At 66.0% G+C, this 13679-nt stretch carries 13 protein-coding genes and 1 pseudogene; 9 read left to right on the top strand and 5 right to left on the bottom strand.

Annotated features, from left to right (window positions below; all coding sequences use genetic code 11):
* Positions 1-52: 52 nt before the first annotated feature.
* Positions 53-550 (top strand): ArsI/CadI family heavy metal resistance metalloenzyme, encoded by a 498-nt coding sequence (locus tag E8A74_RS16945; protein ID WP_136930050.1) that lies wholly within the window; start codon positions 53-55, stop codon positions 548-550.
* Between the two features lie 48 nt (positions 551-598).
* Here E8A74_RS16945 and E8A74_RS16950 read toward each other — a convergent pair whose 3' ends face one another.
* From E8A74_RS16950 to E8A74_RS56020, 3 genes and pseudogenes are all read right to left on the bottom strand, one after another.
* Positions 599-1897, bottom strand: a complete 1299-nt coding sequence (locus tag E8A74_RS16950) for a polyhydroxyalkanoate depolymerase (RefSeq protein WP_211365378.1) — start codon at positions 1895-1897, stop codon at positions 599-601.
* A gap of 103 nt (positions 1898-2000) precedes the next feature.
* A complete protein-coding gene (locus E8A74_RS53960; RefSeq protein WP_211365379.1) occupies positions 2001-2873 on the bottom strand; it encodes a hypothetical protein in 873 nt (290 codons plus the stop codon).
* A 70-nt stretch (positions 2874-2943) separates the two neighbouring features.
* A pseudogene (locus E8A74_RS56020) lies at positions 2944-3048 on the bottom strand (LysR family transcriptional regulator); the annotation flags it as partial.
* 128 nt (positions 3049-3176) lie between these two features.
* On the opposite strand from E8A74_RS56020, the gene E8A74_RS16965 reads away from it, so the two are divergent.
* The 4 genes from E8A74_RS16965 to E8A74_RS16980 all read left to right on the top strand — a co-directional run bounded on the left by E8A74_RS16965 (position 3177) and on the right by E8A74_RS16980 (position 9009).
* Positions 3177-3569, top strand: coding sequence for a hypothetical protein (locus E8A74_RS16965; RefSeq protein WP_136930052.1), 393 nt, complete (start codon positions 3177-3179; stop codon positions 3567-3569).
* 15 nt (positions 3570-3584) lie between these two features.
* Positions 3585-4253: a glutathione S-transferase N-terminal domain-containing protein gene (locus tag E8A74_RS16970; RefSeq protein ID WP_136930053.1), complete on the top strand. Its 669-nt coding sequence runs from the start codon at positions 3585-3587 to the stop codon at positions 4251-4253.
* Positions 4254-4472: 219 nt separating this feature from the next.
* Positions 4473-7277, top strand: a complete 2805-nt coding sequence (locus E8A74_RS16975; protein ID WP_136930072.1) for a YncE family protein — start codon at positions 4473-4475, stop codon at positions 7275-7277.
* A 52-nt stretch (positions 7278-7329) separates the two neighbouring features.
* Entirely contained in the window at positions 7330-9009 is a 1680-nt protein-coding gene (locus tag E8A74_RS16980) for an N-acyl-D-amino-acid deacylase family protein (protein ID WP_136930054.1), read from the top strand.
* Between the two features lie 356 nt (positions 9010-9365).
* Here the strand turns inward: E8A74_RS16980 and E8A74_RS16985 are convergent, their stop codons facing one another.
* Complete coding sequence (locus tag E8A74_RS16985) at positions 9366-11297, bottom strand: recombinase family protein (protein ID WP_136930055.1); 1932 nt, start codon at positions 11295-11297, stop codon at positions 9366-9368.
* Positions 11272-11427 (bottom strand): hypothetical protein, encoded by a 156-nt coding sequence (locus E8A74_RS52335; RefSeq protein WP_170229182.1) that lies wholly within the window; start codon positions 11425-11427, stop codon positions 11272-11274. The genes E8A74_RS16985 and E8A74_RS52335 overlap by 26 nt, the downstream gene beginning before the upstream one ends.
* Before the next feature lie 169 nt (positions 11428-11596).
* Here E8A74_RS52335 and E8A74_RS16990 point away from each other — a divergent pair, with 169 nt between their 5' ends.
* The 4 genes from E8A74_RS16990 (at position 11597) to E8A74_RS17000 (ending at position 13557) form a co-directional block, all read left to right on the top strand.
* On the top strand, positions 11597-11827 hold the full coding sequence (locus tag E8A74_RS16990; RefSeq protein WP_136930056.1) for a hypothetical protein: 231 nt from the start codon (positions 11597-11599) through the stop codon (positions 11825-11827).
* 785 nt (positions 11828-12612) lie between these two features.
* Positions 12613-12735, top strand: a complete 123-nt coding sequence (locus E8A74_RS55505; RefSeq protein ID WP_269749874.1) for a hypothetical protein — start codon at positions 12613-12615, stop codon at positions 12733-12735.
* 148 nt (positions 12736-12883) lie between these two features.
* Positions 12884-13162, top strand: a complete 279-nt coding sequence (locus E8A74_RS16995; protein WP_136930057.1) for a hypothetical protein — start codon at positions 12884-12886, stop codon at positions 13160-13162.
* On the top strand, positions 13159-13557 hold the full coding sequence (locus E8A74_RS17000) for a hypothetical protein (RefSeq protein WP_136930058.1): 399 nt from the start codon (positions 13159-13161) through the stop codon (positions 13555-13557). The genes E8A74_RS16995 and E8A74_RS17000 overlap by 4 nt, the downstream gene beginning before the upstream one ends.
* Positions 13558-13679 lie beyond the last annotated feature (122 nt).

Below are 13679 nucleotides of genomic sequence, written 5' to 3' on the forward strand. Positions count from 1 at the left end.
AGCAGCCACCCTTTGCGACGTGGTTCGAGTTTTTAGAAGCAAGGAGACGCCCATGAACGTCCTCAAGCCTCACGTATCGTTGAACGTCACCAACATCGACCAATCCGTCGCCTTCTACGAAAAAGCGTTCGGCGTCGCAGCGACGAAGCGGCGTCCCGGGTATGCGAAATTCGATCTGGAGGTCCCCTCGCTCAACCTGACGATGCAGGAGGCTCCCCGCACGGGCGTCAATGCCAGCCATTTCGGCGTTCAGGTCGCCAGCACGGACGACGTCGTGGAGGCGAAGGCCCGCTTCGAGGCGGCCGGGCTCGAGACGATGACGGAGGAGGACACGTCCTGCTGTTATGCGGTGCAGGACAAGGTGTGGATCGAGGATCCGGACGGAAACGCCTGGGAGGTGTTCGTCGTGAAGGCGGACGCCGCCGTCATGGGTGATTCTCCGGCCCTGAACAAGAACACGAGCGCGTGCTGCACGCCCGTCGATCTCTCGAAGAAGCCGGAGGCCAAGCCTTCGACGTCGTCTTGTTGTGGTCCGAAGACGGCAGGGTGATCGGCGAGGGTCGCCTCCGACCCCCCGTGGCACAGCGGGCCTTGCTCGTCAGCCGCCGTTCGCGCGGATGAAATCGCGCACCTTCGGGTAGACGTGCTCTCGCCACTTCCGGCCCGAGAAAATGCCGTAATGACCAGCGCCTTCGGCCACGTGGTGCTGCCGCTTCACCGCGGGGACGCCCGTGCAGAGCGCGTGCGCTGCCTCCGTTTGTCCGAGGCCGGAGATGTCGTCCTTTTCGCCTTCGATCGTGAAGATCGCCGTGTCCTTGATCGCCGCCGGGTTCACGCGCACGCCGCGCACGTCCCAGGTCCCCCGGGCGAGGGCGAACTCCTGGAACACGAGCTTCACGGTCTCGAGATAATACGCGGCGTCCATGTCGAGGACCGCGTTGTACTCGTCGTAAAACCGCTCGTGCATCTCGCGCGCGGCCGCGCCGGACTCGCCCTTGTGCGCGTCGATCCAGTAGCGGAAGCTCGCTTTCCAGTGGGTCTTCGGATTCATCATCACGAAGGCCGTGAGCTGGAGGAACCCGGGATACACCCGCCGCCCCTTGCCCGCGTAGGGGCCGGGGACCTTGTGAATCATGTTTTTTTCGAACCACGAATACGGGTGCCGCGTCGCGAGCAGGTTCACCTCGGTCGGGCTCTTGCGCGCGTCGATGGGCCCGCCCATGAGCGTGAGCGAGCGCGGCGTCGCCTCACCCGCCTGCGCGAGGAGCGAAACAGCGCCGAGGACGGGGACCGTCGGCTGACAAACGGACACGACGTGCAAGGAGCCGGCCCCGAGCAAACGCAAGAAACGCATGACGGTGTGCACGTAATCGTCGAGATGAAAAATTCCCTCGGCGAGGGGCACGTCGCGCGCGTCGAGCCAATCGGTGACGTACACGTCGTGGTCCTGGAGAAGCGTGCGGATCGTGTCGCGGAGCAGCGTCGCATGGTGGCCGGAGAGCGGCGCGCAGACGAAGACCTTGGGGTCGGCGGCGAGGCGGCGCGCGACCTCGGGATCCTCGGAGCGGCGCACGAAATGCACGAGCTTGCAGAATGGCTCGGCGACGACGACCTCCTCGACGACGGAGACCGTGGCGCCGCGGGACTTGACCTCGTCGATCCCCCAGGGCTGCTTCGGGTAACGCTTGCCGAGGCGGTGGAAGAGGGCCTGGCTCGCGCCGAGCGCGCGCACGTGGGGCAACGCCGACAGGGGATTGCTCGGGTGCCGGAGCGCCTCGGCCGAGACGCCGGCCAGGTGCGCGAGCGGCTCGAGCAGCGCCCGCTGCAGCTCGTAGAGGTGGTAGATCTTCGGCGGCCTGAGGTACTGCGCGGCGGTGGAGAGGAGCGGAGGGCGCACGACTTGTTGCACCGCAACATAACTCGACCGTCGTGAAGATCAAGCACATTTTGGCCTTCCGGTCCGTTTGTGCTGCGGCGCAGCAGGAGGGCGCGCCTCGCCTTTACTTGCAGAGCCGCACCACGCGGGCCTGCATGTCCCAGGTGTGCTGCTGCTGGAAGTTGTCGGTGTGAATCACCTGGGCATCGATCTCGAAATCCACCACGCCGTTCGGCTGGATCTCGAAGGTGTTCACCTGGAGGTTCTGAATCGACACCTGCTTGTTGGGGCCCGCGAGCGACTTCACCTCGCCGCTCCCGAGCAGGGCGAAACGAATCACTTCGAAGCCCTGCTGCCAGACGACGTCGACCCACGGCGCGCCGTACGTCGTGGTCTCGGCATAACAGCCGTACACCGTCCAGCCGCCGCTGCATTTGCAGCCCTTGCAGTCTTCCGCGAGCTGGCCGTCGACGTCGCGATGCGCGAACCGCTGGCCCAGGGGGCCGCACGAGACACACACGGCCTCCGCCCCGACGTCCGTCTTGCACTCCTCGGCGTAATCACAAGTCTGGGTCGGGACGAACTCCCACCCGGTGCTCGAATGGAAGCATTGGTAGCCGGCAATCTGGCGAAACGATTGCTTGTCGAGCTCGGTATCCGTCTTGTACATGCAAGACGCCATCTGCTGCATGCAACCGCCGGAGCCCCCGCTGCCGCCGCCGGCCCCCCCGCTGCCGCCGACACCCCCGCCGCCGCCGCTGCCGCCCTCGCCCCCACCGCCGCCGGTCCCTGGACCGCTGCCCCCACCGCCCGTTCCAGGGCCGCTGCTGCTCACGCTGCTGCCCATTCCTCCCGCGCCGCCTGGGCCAACGCCGCCCGAGCCCCCGCCGCCCGAGCCCGCGCCAGGCGGCGCATCCGGCCCGCAAGCCGCCGAGAAAACGGCGAGGATCGTCGAAAGGAACAACCACGGGCGCGAAGAACGAAGGAACGTCGTCATAGGGCCTGCGGTCCAGAATGCGAGCACAAAGGCCGACCACGAGCGCGGGGGAGTTACGTCGGAATCTTGCTCAAGCCCCGAGGCTCCCCGCGAACCGCTCGGCCAGGTGATCCCGGCGGAATGCCTCGACGACGTCGTCGATGAACACGCGCGTTTTCGAGGGCAAGAGCGGCCGGCGCGTGCTGTTGCCCCTCGCCAAACGCCGATGAAGCACCCCTGACGCGCGCACTTCCGCTCTATCCAACCTCCGAAGAACCGTGTAGAGTCCCCGGCCGGGGCGTGGGTTGACCGGCGTGGGGGAACATGGACATTCTCGTCGTTCTCGCTTTTCTGGTCTTCGTGTTTGGCGTGTACACGTTCGTCGCGCGCCTGCGACGCAAGGAGATCCCCGAGGAGACGCGGCAGCTCGGAGCACAAATCGGACGCGCGGCGCACGGGGCGATCCCGCTGCCGGGATTCATGGGACAAGCGCCCGCCGATTACATGCCCGTCGAGCCCTGGCGCGAGACGATCGGGCCGCCCGACGACCACACGCTCGTGGTCGACGCCGCGGGGCGACCCGTGACGTACGAGCCCCCGGCCGAGCCCGGGGACCTGGGCCCCTACCGGGATCCGGCGGTGGCGCTGGTCTCGATCGCCGAACCCAGGCCGAGGCGCCGAAAGAAAAAGCAAAAGCGCCCCTTGCTGGAGGCGTGACGCGGAGAGCCCCCCATGACCGTTCTCCTTTACGATCTCGTCGCCGAGGGCGATCGACGCCCGAGCCCCTTTTGCTTTCGGACCAAGCTCGCCCTCGCGCACAAACGCCTCGCCTTCGAGACGACGCCCGTGGCGATGACGGACATCCAGGCCCTCGAAGGTGGCGCCTTCAAGACGGTGCCTATCCTGAAAGACGGGGCGCACGTCGTGGGCGATTCGTGGTCCATCGCCGATTACCTCGATCAGGCCTACCCCGATCGTCCGCCGCTCTTTCATTCGCCGGAGGAGCGTGGCCTCTGCCGATTCTTCGATGCCTGGTTGTACGCCAGCGTGCTCCTTCCCATCGTACGCTTCTACGTGAAGGACATCCACGACCTCCTCCTCGAAAAGGATCACGCCTATTTCCGCGCGAGCCGCGAGGCGAGGCTCGGGTGCACGCTGGAGGAGGCCGCGGCCGGCCGTGAGGCGCGGCTCGACGGAATGCGCGCGGGCTTCGATCCGGCGCGGCTCACGCTCACGCACCAGGGACAGCCGTTCCTCTCGGGGCAAAACCCGGGGTATGCCGACTTCATGCTGGCCGGCGTCTTGTTGTGGGTCGAGGCCATCGGCACGGTGCCCCTGCTCGTGGACGGAGATCCCCTTGTGACCTACCTCGAACACGTCCGTGCTCCCTTGACGCGTTGAGACATTTTCAACCGTCGTGACCAGGGTCGCCCTGACAGAGGTGGGGAAGCCCCTTAGCCGACGTCGGAATTTTGCCTGCAAGCGAGGAGACGGAGATCCGGCACATCTGGACCTTTACAAATCTGGAAACACCGGATAAGGTCCGAAAAGTATCCTTTGGCCTCATTGCCCGCTGGCGATGATCCACTCCTTTTCGTGCACGGAGGTCCCATGCCGGTCATGCGCCCCCAGGCGGCGATCCGTCCATTTCGCCGTCCGCTCCTCTCCCTTCTCGCCGTCGCGCCGCTCCTCGCGGGTCTCACGGTGGGCACCGAGGCGTCCGCCGCGACGCCGTACACGCTTTTCGAAAGCGGGCAAGTCCGGCCCGTGGCGCTCTCGCCAAACAAGAAGTTCCTGTTCGCCGTCAATACGCCGGACAATCGCCTCGAGATCTTCCACGTGGAGCCCTCCGGCCTCTCCCACCGCGGCTCCGTGCCGGTGGGGCTCGAGCCGGTCGCAGTGGCAGCGCGATCCGACGACGAGATCTGGGTGGTCAATCATCTCTCCGACAGCGTCAGCGTCGTGAAGATCGGCCCGTTCGGGTACAATGGCAATGTGGTGCGGACGCTGCTCGTCGGCGACGAGCCGCGCGACATCGTGTTCGGCGGCCCCGGCAAGAACCGCGCGTTCATCACCACGGCCCATCGCGGCCAGAACGTACCCTACGATCCGCAGCTCACCACGCCCGGCGTGGGGCGCGCCGACGTGTGGGTCTTCGACGCCGGAAACCTGGGCGCGACGCTCGGCGGCAATCCCCTCTCGATCCTCACGCTCTTCAGCGATACGCCCCGCGCGCTCGCGGTGACGCCCGACGGCTCGCGCGTCTATGCCGCGGCCTTCCACTCCGGCAACCGCACCACGGCCATCAGCGATCTCGCCGTCCCCGACGGCGGCGAGGCGGCCGGCGGCGTTCCCGGGCCGAACACGAATTTCCAGGGCGTGCCCGCGCCCGAGGTCGGCATCATTGTCAAGCACGACGGCGAGCATTGGAAGGACGTCGTCGGCCGCTCCTGGGACAGCACGGTGCGCTTCACCCTGCCGGACAAGGACGTGTTCGTGATCGACGCGAACGCAAATCCTCCGCGCCAGCTCTCCGGTTCGTCCGGCTATTACACGGGCGTCGGAACGATCCTCTACAACATGGCCGTGAACCCGGTGAACGGGAAGGTCTACGTCAGCAACACCGAGGCCCGGAACGACCTGCGTTTCGAGGGCCCGGGCACGTACGCGGGCGAGACCTTGCGTGGCCACCTGCACGAGAGCCGGATCACGGTGCTCGGATCGGGCAGCGCGACGCCGCGGCACCTGAACAAGCACATCGATTACAATGTGTACCCGGCACCGGCCGCCGTGAACCAGAAGACCCTCTCGCAGCCAGTCGGGATGGCCGTGTCGAGCGACGGCACGAAGCTCTACGTGGCGGCGTTCGCGTCGTCGAAGATCGGCGTGTACAGCACGGCCGCGCTGGAGAACGACACCTTCGTGCCGAACGCCGCGAACCAGATCGAGCTCAGCGGCGGCGGCCCCACGGGCATGGTGCTCGACGAGGACTGCGGGCGCCTGTACGTGCTCACCCGCTTCGACAATTCGATCGCGATCGTGAACACCACGACGAAGACGGAAATCGGGCACGTGTCGATGCACAGCCCGGAGCCCGAGAGCGTGATCGAGGGCCGGGCCTTCCTCTACGACGCGCGCCTGTCGTCGAGCAACGGCGAAGCGGCATGCGGGAGCTGCCACGTCTTCGGCGATCTGGACAGCCTCGCCTGGGATCTCGGCAATCCCGATGGGGTTGTCCTGAACAATCCGGGCCCGTTCGTCCCGGTCAAGCCCGAGCTCGTCCCTGTCTTCGGCACGGATGATCCGCTCTTTGGCCAGGACCCCGACTTCCATCCGATGAAGGGGCCGATGACGACGCAGAGCCTGCGCGGCATGTCGAACCACGGGCCGATGCACTGGCGCGGCGACCGGACGGGCGGCAATGACGAGGCCTCGTCGCAGCCGGACGACGGGAGTTTCGACGAGGAGGCGGCCTTCAAGAAGTTCAATGGGGCCTTCGTGGACCTGCTCGGCCGCAATGCGACGCTCGCCGCCGAGCAGATGCAGAAGTTCACGGACTTCATCCTCCAGGTCACGTATCCGCCGAACCCGGTCCGCAACCTCGACAACTCGCTCACGCCCGCGCAGCAAACCGGCCGCGATTTCTTCTTCACGCAGAACGTCGCGTCCCAGGGCGCCTGCGAGACGTGTCACCGCGTCGATCCCGCGGCGAACCCCGGCGATGCTTTCCCCGGCTTCTTCGGGACCGCAGGCTTCGGCTCGTTCGACGCGACGACGCAGATCCTCAAGGTCCCGCACCTGCGCAACGCGTATCAGAAGGTCGGCATGTTCGGCGCCGCGTTCACGAGCGGCAATCGTCCGCCGGATCCCTTCCTCGGCGACCAGATCCGCGGCTTCGGCCTCAACCACGACGGGGCCGTGCCCGAGCTCTTCACGTTCGTCAGCGGCTTCGATCAAGTCCCGGCGAACCCGGCCGGCATCCCGAATACGCCGGCGGGCAACCAGGCGAAGCTCGACATGGTCGAATACCAGCTCGCCTTCGAATCGAACATGGCGCCGATCGTGGGGCAACAGGTGACGCTCACCACGAGCAACCAGGCCGTCACGTCGGGTCGGGTGAATCTGCTGATCGCGCGCGCCGACGCCGGCGAGTGTGATCTCGTCGTCAAGGGCCGGCTCGTGAACGAGATTGGCTTGGTGTACGTCGGCAGCGGGCAATTCCTGGTCGATCGCGCCTCGGTCTCGCCCGTCGCGCGGGCCCTGATGGAGTCGGTCCTGACGGCGGGCGGCAAGGCGATCACGTATACCTGCGCGCCTCCTGGCTCGGGTGTTCGTATGGGCATCGACCGCGACCTCGACGGCTTCCTCGACGGCGACGAGCAAGTCGCGGGCAGCGATCCGGCCGATCCGACGAGCACGCCTTGAGCGCGTGTTGACAAGGCCGCGGGGGCCTGGAAAAACCATCCCGGTCCCCGCGATGCCCCGCCTACGAAAGCCTCTCCTCCCCGCTCTCCCGCTCCTCGTGTGGCTCGCGGCCTGCAGCCCCGCGCCGCCGCCCCTGTCCACGCCGCCGCCTCCCGAAGCGCCGCCGCCCGCGCCGCCGCCGCCGCATACGCTCCCGCTCGCTTCCTCGCCGCCCCAAGCGCCCCCGCCGCCGTCTCCGCCCCCGCCTCCGCCTCCGCCCTTCCGCTCCGACGAGGTCTTCCGCCTCGCCGTCCGCGGAGGCCACGTCATCGACGGCTCGGGCGCGCCTCGCCGCCGCGCCGATGTCCTCGTCCGCGGCGATCGTATTGCCTTCGTCGGCGACGTCGATCCCTCCGTGCGCGCCGAGCGCACCCTCGACGCCGCAGGCGCCGTCGTCACGCCCGGCTTCCTCGACGCCCATTCCCACGGCGCTCCCCTCGGCAACGTCGAATACGCCCTCGCCATGGGCGTCACCACGCTCGTCGTTGGCCAGGACGGCCGCAGCCCGGCCACGCGTATCGGCCCCTGGCTTGCAAAAATCGACGCCGGAAGGCCCCGCGTGCACGTCGCGGCGCTCGTCGGACACGGCACGGTCCGCAGCCTCGTCGGCGCGGCGGCCCATACGAAGCCGAGGCCCGCCGAGCTTCAACGAATGCGAGATCTCGTCGCCCAGGCCCTGCACGACGGCGCCTTTGGCCTCAGCACCGGCCTCGAATACGATCCGGGGCGCGGCGCCTCGATGGACGAGCTCGTCGCGCTTGCCGAGCCCGTCGGCGCGCGCGGCGGCGTCGTGATGAGCCATGTCCGCAGCGAGGACGACGATCGCGTCGAATCCTCGCTCGACGAGCTCTTCGAGATGTGCCGCAAGGCGAAGGCCCGCGCGCACGTCGCGCATATGAAGATCGTCCTCGGCCGCGGCGCCGCGCGCGCCGAGCGCCTGCTCGCCCACATCGAAAAAGCCCGCGCCGCGGGCCTCTCCGTCACGGCCGACCTGTATCCATACACGGCGAGTTATACCTCGCTCGCCGTCCTTTTCCCCGACTTCGCGCGCCCGCCGTCCTCCTATGCCGACGCGCTGCGGAGCCGTCGTCCCGAGCTCGCGGCCTTCCTGCGCGCCCGCGTGGAGAAACGCAATGGCGCCGGGGCGATGCTCTTCGGGACGGGCGCATTCGCCGGCAGGACACTCGAAGAGGTCGCCACGTCGCGCCGTGTCCCCTTCGAGGACATTCTCATCGAGGTCGGGCCCGACGGCGCGGAGGCCGCTTATTTCGTGATGGATGAGGCCGTCATGGCGCGCCTCTTCGCCGATCGGTTCGTCATGGTCGGGACCGACGGCGGGGGCGGCGGGCGGCATCCGCGCGGCTTTGGCGCATTTGCGCGGGTGATTGAGGAGCTCGTCGAAAAGCAGCGCCTCGTTTCCTTGGAGGAAGCCGTGCGGAAGATGTCGGGGCTGCCCGCACGCACGCTCGGGCTCGACGGCGAGCGCGGGTGCGTGCGGGAAGGGTGCGGGGCCGATTTGCTGGTGTTTTCGCCGGGGGAGATCCACGAGCGCGCGACGTTCACGGAGCCGCATCGGCTGGCCGAGGGGATGCGGTTCGTCGTTGTCGGGGGGGTGATTGAGCGCGAGGGAGGAAAGGCGACGGCGGGGCGCGGGGGGCGGGCGCTCCGATTTATGGGGGCGGAGCGGCGGTAGCGGGGGCGGAAGCGGGAGCGCAAGCGGGAGCGGAAGCGGAAGCGGAAGCGGAAGCGGAAGCGCGAGCGCAAGCGCAAGCGCAAGCGCAAGCGCAAGCGCAAGCGCAAGCGCAAGCGCAAGCGCAAGCGCAAGCGCGAGGGGAACGGTATGCAGGGATCCCGCTCGGGGACGGTGATCGTACCGTCGTGCTCGGCCTCTTCAAGGCCAAGCCGTGCTCGCCATCCTCGCCACGCAAAGCGTGGCTCCGGGTGGCTCCGCTCGGTGCTGCGCAGCCTTGAAGAGGCCTCCGCGCGACGGTGCGGGACGGGGGTCCCGGCGAAAGGGTCGTCGGGCGGAGGGCTCGTTATGCTCAAGATTTATGATGTCGTTTTGGTGATGGCTGGGGACGCGGCAGGGATCGCAGATCGGATTGAGCGGAAAGATAAAGACCTGGCTCGGCAAATGAGGCGCGCCATGCAAAGCGTGGCGCTGATTGTGGCCGAAGGCATGGGCAGCCTCCACGGGCAGGAGCCGTTGACCTCTGACCCCAAACGGCGCTCGGCTCCTTCCGGGCGCTGGACGCGGCTCCGCGCCGCCTCCTTCTTCCACCCCAGCACGGTGGCAATCCGCTTGGCACTCGCCGCGCTTGCCATGTCCCTGCACGGCAGCGCCATCGACACCGCGAACTCCGTTCCGGACTCCGCCGGGCGCACTTGAAAGTCGTGCTCACGCTGGAACTCGTGAAAGAGGACGCGCTGGTACTTCTCGTGGCTCGACACCTTCTCGCTGAGCTTCGCCAAGTAGCGCCTTACACTCTCCTCGTCCACCTTGGGAGGTGTGGGGACGACTCGCGCCTCCAGTTTTGCAATTTCGGCCTCCACGGCCTCGAACTCGGCGCGCAGTTCGCGGATGCGGTCAAGGAACGTCGGTTCCGGCGAGGCGCTGGTCGACGATTCGAATAGCTTCAAATACTTGCCGAGCGCCCCCTTGGCGGAATCCCGCCGCTTTCGGAGAGCGGCAAGCTGCCGCTCCGTAGCCGGCTGCTCTGCGCGCATCCTTTTCATCAGTCGCTCGACGTGGCGCATGACGAATGCTGGCGACGCGATGACCTCGCACAGCCATCCCCATACCGCGTTCTGTAGCTCCATCGCTCGGATTAGGGGGAAGTCGCACCCCTCCGGACCGGCGCCGTGGCGTCGGCCGCAGATATAGAAGAGGTATTTCATCTCAGGCCGAGCCCACCGGCCAAGTACAGACGTACCGCACTTCGGACACCGCATAATGCCTGTGAGTGAGAATGCCTGCGCGACAGCGCCGGGGGCCGTCTTTCGCCGACTCGTGCGGCTTTCGATAGTCTTGATGTCCTGGGCCTTGTGCCACACTTCCGGCGGAACGATAGCCGGGTGCTCACCCTGAAACAGGGTATGCTTGCGCCGTGGCCGTGTGGAGGGCACGCGGTTCGTGTACGCAATCTCGTCGTAGTGCGTGTAACCAGCGTACGCTGGGTTATCGAGAAAATTCGTCACGATTCCGCTCGTAAACTTGTCCCCCAGGCGGGGCCTGTACCCTTGCTGATTCAGATGTCGTGCAATCAGCTTCGATCCTATCCGGTGCTTTGGCGACGTGTACAGGTCGAAGATGAGTCGCACCACTGCGGCCTCGTATTCGTCGATATACCAGCACTTGCCGACAGGAAACTCCAGGCATGCTTTGCGATAAGCTTCATCGTCGGGCAGTCCTGCCGCCTTCAGCTCCCTGATCCTTCGCGATTGAGAGGTGTAGCCATAGGGAGCTGGACCACCACCAGTTTTGCCCTTCATCGCCTTGCCGCGCTTCATCTCCCGGATGCGCTCGGCCACCAAGCCGACCTCGAGCTCCGACGCCGCCCCGAGCACTTGCAGCGAAAACCGACCGTGTGCGCTTTTGTAGTCGTACCGACTGCTGAAGTCCCACAGCTCCGAGCCCGAGCCCCGTAGCATGCGCAGGATGCGCCCCTGGATATCGTTGTTCCTCCAGAGGCGATCCGTGTGCCGCGCGCAAACCCCCAGGACAAAGCCTGCGGAGAGGTCATCGAGCATCCGCTTCAGAGCCGGGCGCTTGTCGGTCCAGAGCTCGGCAGAAACATGCCGCTCCTCGATGTAGATCCGGAAATGATCCCACCCTCGGAGCCGTGCGAGCTCCTGCGCGCGGGCGCACTGGTTCGGGATGGAGAGGTCCCGCTTGATGCTCTCTTCACGGGTGACCCGGACGTAGAACGCCCACCAGCGTTCCGGAGCCGGCCCGTTACCCCACGACTGCACATCCTTCATCGGTTCCCTCTTCCTCGCGTGCGATCTCCATCAGGATGTCGCTCACGACGTCGAGAATCGCATCGCTCAGCTCGAAGCCCTGACGGACGAGCTCCGCCGGCGCGTGCGGTGTCGGCTCGATTCGAGCCATGACGCCTGACCCCCCATCCGTGGAGGACGTAATCTCTACCATGAACGATTGCCGCACGGCAGGTCCTTTGCCCGGGGAAACGTGTCGCTGACGTCGCCGCGGACGCTCGAGCCCGTTCGCCGCGGAGGAGCACGATGCGTGTTCTCCGCAGTTTCCGGTCGGTGCTGTCATGGCCGCGGTCGTGCGCGTGGCGGCGGGCGGCGGCAAAGGCGCCGCCCGGCCGGAACGTGAGTCCGACATGTCGCCCTCCTGTGTGATGGAGTCGGGGGGCGCTCTCGAAGGAGCGCCGCCTACCCGCATCCTCAAATTTGAAACCTACGCCAGCGACAGGGTGACTTTCAAGCGATTTCGCGGGCAATATCAACAATTTGATATCAACGATCGGATTGCCGAGGTTTGATGCGGAACCCGGAACGCCACCCTTATTTCGCCGCGTGGCGTTCCGAGGACCCCCGAGAAATCGAACCACATTTCGCATGCTCCTCGAAGCCCTCTCGTGGAGACCTCACGAAAGCTCGTGCTACCGCCCCGGGGCCGAGCAAATCCTCGGCCGATTTCTCGGAAGTCCTCGGGATCGCCCCCTTGAATTGAAGGCCCGAATCTCGGGAGCACCGCTGTGCGATTTCGTACACCAGACGCCCCAATGACACCCCGCTCCTCGCGCAGTTCGACGCGACCGAGTCCCGAGCCGACCGCCTCGGCTCCGCCGGGGCTTCCATCTGGGTTATTTCTCGGACGGTCCTCGGAAAACCCGCGGCATTCCGCGAAAACGCTCGCGCTGGGGCCATGTTCCCATTTCCGTCCTGCACGGCTCATGCGGACACGATCCGGACCCTCGTCACGCTCGGAGGCGCGCGGTTCGACCGGGGTCAACCGCACAGTTCTTCAATCGAAACACTGAACACGCTCGAAATCCAGCCGCCAGGATGACGATCTCGCGCTCGATGATCCCTGCAAGAATCTTTCGCGCCCGGCCCCTGACGTCCGCGTGACGTGGAAGGGGCGGCGTTCAGGCTGTCTCCGAGGGAGTCGTTTCTCGAAACGAACAGCACATCGTCGACGAAGGCCCTGAATGGCGAACCCTTGGTAGCATCAAATCCGAGGAATGCGGTACGAGCCTCCCTACGGTCTGGAACGAGCGACGCTCCAGATCGTATCGAGAGGTTGCAATACAAAGAACCTGACATGATCAGATGTAGCTATTTGAGTGCTGGATCGGTGCCGAGCGCCCTTGCCGACGGCCACCAAAACCTGCCGCGCGCCTCCCTCAAGCAAGGGTCTTCACCGTTCTGGTACGAGGACGCCTGATCTCCTTCAAATCCGCTGCATCTGGCGCAGCCAAGTTCCAATTGTTTTGTTCTCAAACAATTTTGACAAACCGATCGCGTGAGTGACTCGCACAACTTTGTCGTTGCAATATCTCGAAGAGTCAGGCATTCTCCAGGCTAAGGGGATTATGAACGACGCAGAGCTTACTGCGATCGACGGGCAGTCGTCTGTCGTCGAGCCGGAGCCGCGCAACGGCACGGTCCGAGCCACGGCCCAGACCGAACCCAAAGCGCCCACGGTCGAGCTGCGGAGCTGGCAGCAGATCATCGACCTGTACGGGGGTGCGGGCGGGTATCAGCTCCTCGCGCAATGCGGTAAGACCTTTCGATATACGCCCAAGTCCGAGAAGCTCTACTTCTCGTGCCCGGCGCGAAAGCCCTATGGGAAAAGGAGGTCCAAGCCATGACCCAGGCCGAACCCAGCGCGCCGCCCGACGAGCCCGCCGATCTCGGCGGTCATCCGCTATTTCCTCGGCCGGAGACCGAAACCGGTCCCGATCCGAGGAGATTTGACCTCATTCAGATCGTGCGCATCCTTCCGGACAAGACGCGCGAGGTCTGCCCGACGGCGTGGAAGGGCTCCGAGCTTCGGAGCTGGCAGCAGATCATCGACCTGTACGGTGGCGAGTGCTGGTATCAGCTCAATGCCGTGTGTGGGAAGAGCCATCGATATTCGGGCAGGTCTGAGATGCTCTACTTCGCTGGCCCAGCGCGGAAGCCGTTCGTCCAGGAGCCGCAGGCGCCCCGACCGGCGCCGGCTGCGGCGCCTCCCGGCAATCCGACTGCGGTCCCGCCATACTAGAAGTCATCTCATAAATCTTCCAGGAGTCTCCTGAGGTACACGACGATGCATCCGAGGTGGACAAAGCCAAGGAAGTTTTCGACGTGGCGCTCGTACCGTACCACGATGCGACGGAAGCTCTG

Origin of the sequence: Polyangium fumosum, assembly GCF_005144585.1 — a bacterium.
Lineage (GTDB): Bacteria > Myxococcota_A > Polyangia > Polyangiales > Polyangiaceae > Polyangium > Polyangium fumosum.

What these genes read in the sequence shown, in the direction of transcription:
- E8A74_RS16945 (WP_136930050.1), top strand. Translation starts at nt 53, where the DNA reads ATGAACGTCCTCAAGCCTCACGTATCGTTGAACGTCACCAACATCGAC.
- E8A74_RS53960 (WP_211365379.1), bottom strand. Translation starts at nt 2,873, where the DNA reads ATGACGACGTTCCTTCGTTCTTCGCGCCCGTGGTTGTTCCTTTCGACG.
- E8A74_RS16965 (WP_136930052.1), top strand. Translation starts at nt 3,177, where the DNA reads ATGGACATTCTCGTCGTTCTCGCTTTTCTGGTCTTCGTGTTTGGCGTG.
- E8A74_RS16970 (WP_136930053.1), top strand. Translation starts at nt 3,585, where the DNA reads ATGACCGTTCTCCTTTACGATCTCGTCGCCGAGGGCGATCGACGCCCG.
- E8A74_RS16975 (WP_136930072.1), top strand. Translation starts at nt 4,473, where the DNA reads ATGCGCCCCCAGGCGGCGATCCGTCCATTTCGCCGTCCGCTCCTCTCC.
- E8A74_RS16980 (WP_136930054.1), top strand. Translation starts at nt 7,330, where the DNA reads ATGCCCCGCCTACGAAAGCCTCTCCTCCCCGCTCTCCCGCTCCTCGTG.
- E8A74_RS16985 (WP_136930055.1), bottom strand. Translation starts at nt 11,297, where the DNA reads ATGAAGGATGTGCAGTCGTGGGGTAACGGGCCGGCTCCGGAACGCTGG.
- E8A74_RS52335 (WP_170229182.1), bottom strand. Translation starts at nt 11,427, where the DNA reads ATGGCTCGAATCGAGCCGACACCGCACGCGCCGGCGGAGCTCGTCCGT.
- E8A74_RS16990 (WP_136930056.1), top strand. Translation starts at nt 11,597, where the DNA reads ATGGCCGCGGTCGTGCGCGTGGCGGCGGGCGGCGGCAAAGGCGCCGCC.
- E8A74_RS55505 (WP_269749874.1), top strand. Translation starts at nt 12,613, where the DNA reads ATGATCAGATGTAGCTATTTGAGTGCTGGATCGGTGCCGAGCGCCCTT.
- E8A74_RS16995 (WP_136930057.1), top strand. Translation starts at nt 12,884, where the DNA reads ATGAACGACGCAGAGCTTACTGCGATCGACGGGCAGTCGTCTGTCGTC.
- E8A74_RS17000 (WP_136930058.1), top strand. Translation starts at nt 13,159, where the DNA reads ATGACCCAGGCCGAACCCAGCGCGCCGCCCGACGAGCCCGCCGATCTC.